At 46.9% G+C, this 6,104-nt stretch carries 7 protein-coding genes and 1 pseudogene; 6 read left to right on the top strand and 2 right to left on the bottom strand.

Going from position 1 to position 6,104, the window contains the following annotated elements; all coding sequences use genetic code 11:
- Positions 1 to 123, bottom strand: a pseudogene (locus KH703_RS03225) (EamA family transporter); the annotation flags it as partial.
- A gap of 466 nt (positions 124 to 589) precedes the next feature.
- Between KH703_RS03225 and KH703_RS03220 the strand changes: the two are divergent.
- Both KH703_RS03220 and KH703_RS03215 read left to right on the top strand, forming a co-directional pair.
- A complete protein-coding gene (locus tag KH703_RS03220; RefSeq protein ID WP_304294088.1) occupies positions 590 to 973 on the top strand; it encodes a DUF4878 domain-containing protein in 384 nt (127 codons plus the stop codon).
- Positions 955 to 1,554: a YiiX/YebB-like N1pC/P60 family cysteine hydrolase gene (locus KH703_RS03215; protein WP_304294087.1), complete on the top strand. Its 600-nt coding sequence runs from the start codon at positions 955 to 957 to the stop codon at positions 1,552 to 1,554. The genes KH703_RS03220 and KH703_RS03215 overlap by 19 nt, the downstream gene beginning before the upstream one ends.
- Before the next feature lie 290 nt (positions 1,555 to 1,844).
- On the opposite strand, the gene nusA is transcribed toward KH703_RS03215, so the two are convergent.
- Positions 1,845 to 2,972 (bottom strand): transcription termination factor NusA, encoded by a 1,128-nt coding sequence (nusA, locus tag KH703_RS03210; protein WP_304294085.1) that lies wholly within the window; start codon positions 2,970 to 2,972, stop codon positions 1,845 to 1,847.
- A 158-nt stretch (positions 2,973 to 3,130) separates the two neighbouring features.
- Here nusA and KH703_RS03205 point away from each other — a divergent pair, with 158 nt between their 5' ends.
- Genes KH703_RS03205 through KH703_RS03190 form a run of 4 tightly spaced genes read left to right on the top strand, consistent with a single transcriptional unit; the run spans position 3,131 to position 6,101 of the window.
- Complete coding sequence (locus KH703_RS03205; RefSeq protein WP_005870077.1) at positions 3,131 to 3,373, top strand: HP0268 family nuclease; 243 nt, start codon at positions 3,131 to 3,133, stop codon at positions 3,371 to 3,373.
- The gene (gene miaB, locus KH703_RS03200) at positions 3,370 to 4,665 is read left to right on the top strand and encodes a tRNA (N6-isopentenyl adenosine(37)-C2)-methylthiotransferase MiaB (RefSeq protein WP_304294082.1); all 1,296 of its coding nucleotides are present in this window, start codon (positions 3,370 to 3,372) and stop codon (positions 4,663 to 4,665) included. Before KH703_RS03205 ends, miaB begins: the two co-directional genes overlap by 4 nt.
- Positions 4,646 to 5,299 (top strand): lysophospholipid acyltransferase family protein, encoded by a 654-nt coding sequence (locus KH703_RS03195; protein ID WP_304294079.1) that lies wholly within the window; start codon positions 4,646 to 4,648, stop codon positions 5,297 to 5,299. The genes miaB and KH703_RS03195 overlap by 20 nt, the downstream gene beginning before the upstream one ends.
- Before the next feature lie 46 nt (positions 5,300 to 5,345).
- The gene (locus KH703_RS03190) at positions 5,346 to 6,101 is read left to right on the top strand and encodes a hypothetical protein (RefSeq protein ID WP_304294077.1); all 756 of its coding nucleotides are present in this window, start codon (positions 5,346 to 5,348) and stop codon (positions 6,099 to 6,101) included.
- Positions 6,102 to 6,104: the final 3 nt, after the last annotated feature.

Genomic DNA, 6,104 nt, shown 5'->3' with positions numbered 1-6,104 from the left:
GATGATCGTGCGGATAAAAGTCGCAAAGTGGGAGTTGATCCCTTCAAGCCCTATTTTTGCAAATATCGCAGTCAGCGCCGCAAAGAGTGCTGATGCAAGTGCCCAAACCGCCCATGTCTCCATGATATTCCTTTATGAAATGAATTATTGGATTATAGCCCTATTTAGGTAAAATTTCCTTATAATTTCGCGAGCGTCGCAGCAAAAAGCTAAATCGTAAGCGAGCAATCCTACGAAGGCGGCATTTAAATTTTAAAATTTTAGCCGCAAAATACGGCTAAATTTCAGTTCCGACAAGCAAAGCTCGCCTCACGTGCTACCGAATGAGTTTGGGCGCCGTTTGAGTGGTGTGCCACAAGACACGGTTCGCAGAAACTGCCATAAAATTTCGCTTTGGCAAGATAAATTTTACCAAGGCAAGACGAGCTTTCCTTCGAATGCAAAATTCTATTTTAATTCAGCAAAAGCACGACCAAATACGCCTTCGCAAATCCAAACGCGATATAAATTCCTCCGAGCAGAAAGATCTGAATTTAAAAAATATTTATCGTTTGTATATAGAATCTCAGAATTTCTACGAGGAGAGCTTATGAAAAAATTTCTACTCGCGCTCATTGCGATATTCGTTCTAGCAGGCTGCGGCAGCGATCCAAAAGGCGTCGCCGAGGACTTCGTCAGGGCCCTATACGAGGACAATTCTAAGACTTTGGTGGATACTATAGACATACCCGATAAGGACAGATCGGACGACGGCTCTATGCAGATGATAAACGGTAAACTGATGCAAATGGCAGGTGCCGGCAAGGAGGAGGCCTCCAAGCGCGACGGGCTAAAAGGCGTCTCGGGCGAGCTGCAAAATAGCGACGAGAAATCGGCGCTTGTGAAAGTCACCGTGTCTTTTAAAAACGGCACAAACCGTACCGAGAGCGTTAAACTCGTCAAAAAAGACGGCAAATGGAAGGTTGCGCTTTAGCCAAAAAGCTTCTCGTTTGTCTGATCTTCGCTCTAGGCGGGCTCGGCGAGCTTTGGATGCTCATGCGCGCGCCTACAGCAAAAGAGCCGCTGTGGGTGCCGGATAAAATTTTATCAAATCTACGCACGGGCGATCTCGTCTTTCGCATGGGCGATGTCACCGACAGCCGCATAATCGCAACCGCAACGAATTTTAAATACTCGCACGTAGGCATAATCGTGCACGAGCGCCCGCTTTTGATAGTGCACGCCGTAACGGGCGAGGGCGAGCGAGACGGCGTCGCGGCCGTTTCGATGCGGGAGTTTTTGGCGCATGCACGAGACTTTGGCGCGGCGCGGATGAAATTTTTAAACGAGGAGCAAAAGGCGCGCCTCGCTGCCTCTTTACTTAGACGCGTCGGCGAAGATTTTACGCTAAGACCTCGCGGCGAAGCGAACCTCTACTGCACGACGCTGCTTGAGCAAGAAATTTCAAAAATCATGGAATTTTCGCCGCAGTATTTTAAGCTAAGCCGTCCTAGGCGGCGAATACCTAGCGCCGAAGGCATTTTGGCACTACGGCGGCATCGAAATTTTATATGAGCGATAGGCGCGACTTAACTTGGGGCGGAATTTTACGCGCTGTGTAAATTTAAATCCTCGCATGAATAGAATTTGATCTTAGAATTCTGCGCCGTAAAATTTCGGTCAAAATTTGTTTTGACGCTAAATTTTAAAATTCCGAAACGGCGTAAAATTCTACGTAATATAGAATTTCGTGGAGTACTAAATTACGGAATTCCATTAATTACTAAATTTGCAAAATTTGGTAGCCATGGAATTTTATAGGGCGCGCAACTTGCAAAATTTTAAAAAGCGAGGCGCGCGAGCTTTTACAGCTCGCCGAAAAGCGCTTCGAGATTTTTAAGACCTTCCTCCTTGGAGACCTTTTTCTCACTCGCCAAGCCGGTTTCGATAAGCTCGATCTCGCAGCCGCACAGCATCGAGGCGAGGCGGATATTTAGGCCGTTTTTGCCGATCGCTTTGCTTTTTTGATCGGGGTTTACGTAGACGATCGCCTTGCCGTCTTGCGTTATTTTGACCGAGTTTACGATCGCGGGCGCCATCGCGCGAGTGATCAAAATTTCGGGGCTTGCGGAGTATTCGAACGCGTCGATGCTCTCGCCGCCGCTTCCGTCTTGCAAATTTTTGCTTAAAAATTTACTCACCGCGTCGATGCGAGCGCCTCCTTTGCCGACGGTAGCGCCTACCGGATCGACATTTGGCGAGACGGCGCTAAGTGCGATCTTAGCGCGCCTACCCGGAATCCTCGCGCAGGCTTGGATGATGACGCTGCCGTCTTTGATCTCGGGGACTTCGGCGGCGAGTAGGGCTTCTAGGAATTTCGGGCTGGTACGCGAAAGCTCCAGCCTGATACCGTGGGATTTGTCGATGGCTACGTTTTTAATGACGGCTTGCAGCACGTCGCCCACTTTGAAATTTTCGCCCTTGATACGGTTCTTAAGCGGCATAAAGGCCTTCGTATCCTCGATCTCTACGTAGGTAGTGCCGTCGTGATCGATCTTAGTGACGGTGCCGTGGGTGAGGGTGCCCACCTTGCTTTTATAGTTTTCAAAAATTTTCTCTTCAAGCAGCCTTTGGATGTGAAAATTTAGCTCTTTAGCTAGCACGCCGGAAGCCGTGCGGCCGAGGTTTTCGATATTTATTTCGTAGCTTAGCTCATCGCCGATCTCTGCGTTTTCGCCTATTTTTTTGGCCTCGCTAAGCGCGATGAAGTTATGATCGCCGAGCCGCTCATCATCATCCGCGACGACGTGGACCTTTTGGTAAAGCTTAACGCGTTTGGTCTGTGGATCGACTTCGCTGTCGTAGAGATATTCCTCGCCGAAAAGTCTTTTTGCGGTCTGGATGAACGCCGTTTTGACGCGCTCTTTGACGTCTGCGGGCTCAAGCCCCTTTTCATTTGCAATCGACTCGATGATGTCGGTGATTTTTTCCATAAATTTTCCTTAAGATTTGATTTCGTGCTACTAAATTTGGATTTTAAATTTTGAAGTGCGATATTATATGGAATTTTGACTTTATTTTTATTTAAACGAATTATTATCTAAATTTCGCTAAACTCGCGGGTTTAAAAAGATAAATGAAAGGATAGATCATGCAGCTAAAACTTGCCAGAACGGAGCTCGCCTCTAAGCCAAAAAGCGTTAAGATCGAGGATTTGCAAGCCCAAGTAGAAAAGAGCGGACAAAAAATATTTTATCTGGATAGAGAAAATTCTCAAAAAGATTTAGCCGCTTTGGTGGATTTTTTCGATACTAAGGGTTTTAGCGTGTATCAGCGCATAGTGCGATACGGGCTGAACGAAAACGAATACATGTACGAGGTGCATATCCTTTGAGCAAACTTCTCTTCATCCAGACCCTGGGTTGCGCGATGAACGTGCGCGATAGCGAGCATATTATCGCGCAGCTAAAAGATCAAGACTACGAGATTACCGATAACATTAGCATTGCCGATCTGATTTTAATAAACACATGTTCCGTGCGCGAAAAGCCCGTGCATAAGCTCTTCAGCGAGATCGGCGCATTCGATAAAGCTAGAAAAAGAGGCTCTAAAATCGGCGTTTGCGGCTGCACTGCAAGCCATCTGGGCGGAGAAATTTTTAAACGCGCGCCCTTTGTGGATTTCGTTCTTGGAGCACGGAATGTATCTAAAATTTCACAAGCCGTACGTACGCCAAAATTTATCAGCACAGACATAAACTACGACGAGAGCGAGTTTGCTTTCGGTGATTTTGCGAGCTCGCCATATAAATCCTTCATAAACATAATGATCGGCTGCGACAAAAAGTGCTCCTACTGCATCGTGCCGCAGACTAGAGGCGATGAAATTTCGATCCCCGCTCAAATCATCTTGCGCGAAGCCGAAAGGTCCGCGGCTCGTGGCGCCAAAGAGATATTTTTGCTCGGCCAAAACGTCAATAATTACGGCAAGCGCTTTTCTAGCGCGCACGAAAGAATCGACTTCAGCGACCTGCTCATGCGGCTTAGCAAGATAGAGGGCATCGAGCGCATCCGCTTTACCAGCCCGCATCCGCTGCATATGGACGATAAATTTTTAGATGTTTTTTGCAATAATCCTAAAATTTGCAAATCGATGCATATGCCGCTGCAAAGTGGCTCTAGCAAGGTTTTGCGCGATATGAAGCGCGGATATACCAAGCAGTGGTATCTGGATCGCGCGCTTAAGCTGCGCAAGAGCTGCCCGGGCGTGGCGATTAGCACCGACATCATCGTAGGCTATCCGAGCGAGAGCGAGGAGGATTTTGCCGAGACGATGGAAGTGTTAAAGGCGGTGAGATTTGAGCAGATTTTTTCCTTTAAATTTAGCCCTAGACCGCTCACGCCCGCAGCAAATTTAAAGCCGCTGGATGATGAAATTTCAAGCGAAAGGCTAAGCAGGCTGCAAAGCGCTCATACTAAAATTTTAGACGAGATCGCAAGAGCGCAAAAAGATAAAATTTTCGATGTATATTTCGAGGAGCTGCGCGAGGGCGGCACCGCGTGCGGTAGAAGCTTTTCAAATTTTTTAATCTGCGCGGAAGGCGGCGAGGAGCTGCTAGGCACAACTCGCAGAGTACGTATCGAAAAGACCGCCAGAATGGCGCTTTATGGAAAAGTTATCGCTTAAAAAGCGGCTGTTTTTCCGCGTAGCCGAATATCTCATTTTTATTCTGATTTGGTGTATTTTTTTAACGTGCAGGGTTAAATTTACCCCCACTAAGCTGCCCGAAAAGCCCTGCGTCGTCGTGTTTTGGCATGGAAGATTAGCGATGATGAGCTTTGCCTATAGACGCTGGTGGCTGCGGGATTTCGGCAGCAAAAGGCGCGCCAAGGTCATCATCAGCGATCACAAAGACGGCGAGATAATTACGCGTGTGATCTCACATTTTGGCATCGGTGCGATCCGCGGCAGCAGTTTCAAAGGCGGCGCGCGAGCCCTTATGGGTGCGATCAAAGAGATAAAAAATGGCACCGACGTCATCATCACTCCCGACGGTCCGCGGGGTCCGCTTCACAGCGTCGCCGACGGTGCCGTGATCCTTGCGCAGCGGCTAAACTTAGACATTTACGCGCTAAATTACGAAGCGAGCAGTTTTTGGAAATTTCGTAGCTGGGACGAGATGGTATTGCCAAAGCTGTTTTCGCGCATAAATTATAGCCTCAGCGCGCCGCTAAATTTGGCAGGGCTTAGCCTCGATGCGGGCAAAGAGGCGATCAAACAACTGCTTTTTGCAAGCGCCGAGAAGGACGCTAAATTTTAGTTTGAAATAATAGTGTTTCGATATAATTGCAATTTTAGGAGAAAAAATGGCACTATTTAAAGCAAAATCATTCCTCGGCGTCGCTAAAAGTGCCGACGCATGCGAGTTTTTTTATAGAAAATTGGGCTTTGGCAAAAGAATTTTGGATGAGAAATCCGATCGTTTTCCCATCGCGCAAGAAAATGATCTGGCTACCTCGCTGGCGGGCTTTGCGGATCTTGGTGATAAAAATTTAATCTCTTGCGTGCTGATAGATGACGAAAATCAAAGGGTGCATTTTAACGAGGATTATATGATTAAAGAAAATAGCATTTATCAAAAAGTCGATGATAGCTTCATAGTGGAATTTCCTCGCGCAAGTGCACAGGCGGCGGATGAGACTTTTGGAATAGAATTTAGCTCGCACGCCAGTTTATTTAAAATTTTATACTTCTTGCTAAAAAATCAAAGCGATTTTGAAAATATGGCGATGTTCGCGCTGAAATTTAATAACCGCGCGTGTTTTGTCGTCGCCAACCAAGAGCGCGTGCTATACGCCGACATAATGCGCATAGATGAGGAGATGCAGGCGGCGATGAGCGATACTGACGAGCTATTTTACGAGCTTTTAAATTTTCAGATCGAGACCTTCTACAAATCCGAAAATAGCGAGTTTCTCACCAATGTTTTCATCTACTCAGACGGCACGCTTAGCAACGAGATTGGTTATGTGATTTTCACGCGTATCTTCATCAAAACAAATCTGATAAATCTAAATTTTGCCGATTACATCAACAAAATTGCGATGCTGGAAGCCCGCTAGATT

This window comes from Campylobacter gracilis, assembly GCF_018374135.1.
GTDB lineage: Bacteria > Campylobacterota > Campylobacteria > Campylobacterales > Campylobacteraceae > Campylobacter_B > Campylobacter_B gracilis_A.
The sequence above is the reverse complement of the archived record's forward strand: the minus strand, read 5'-3'. Positions and strand labels throughout refer to the sequence as shown.

What these genes read in the sequence shown, in the direction of transcription:
- KH703_RS03190 (WP_304294077.1), top strand. Translation starts at nt 5,346, where the DNA reads ATGGCACTATTTAAAGCAAAATCATTCCTCGGCGTCGCTAAAAGTGCC.
- KH703_RS03205 (WP_005870077.1), top strand. Translation starts at nt 3,131, where the DNA reads ATGCAGCTAAAACTTGCCAGAACGGAGCTCGCCTCTAAGCCAAAAAGC.
- KH703_RS03215 (WP_304294087.1), top strand. Translation starts at nt 955, where the DNA reads ATGGAAGGTTGCGCTTTAGCCAAAAAGCTTCTCGTTTGTCTGATCTTC.
- nusA (WP_304294085.1), bottom strand. Translation starts at nt 2,972, where the DNA reads ATGGAAAAAATCACCGACATCATCGAGTCGATTGCAAATGAAAAGGGG.
- KH703_RS03220 (WP_304294088.1), top strand. Translation starts at nt 590, where the DNA reads ATGAAAAAATTTCTACTCGCGCTCATTGCGATATTCGTTCTAGCAGGC.
- KH703_RS03195 (WP_304294079.1), top strand. Translation starts at nt 4,646, where the DNA reads ATGGAAAAGTTATCGCTTAAAAAGCGGCTGTTTTTCCGCGTAGCCGAA.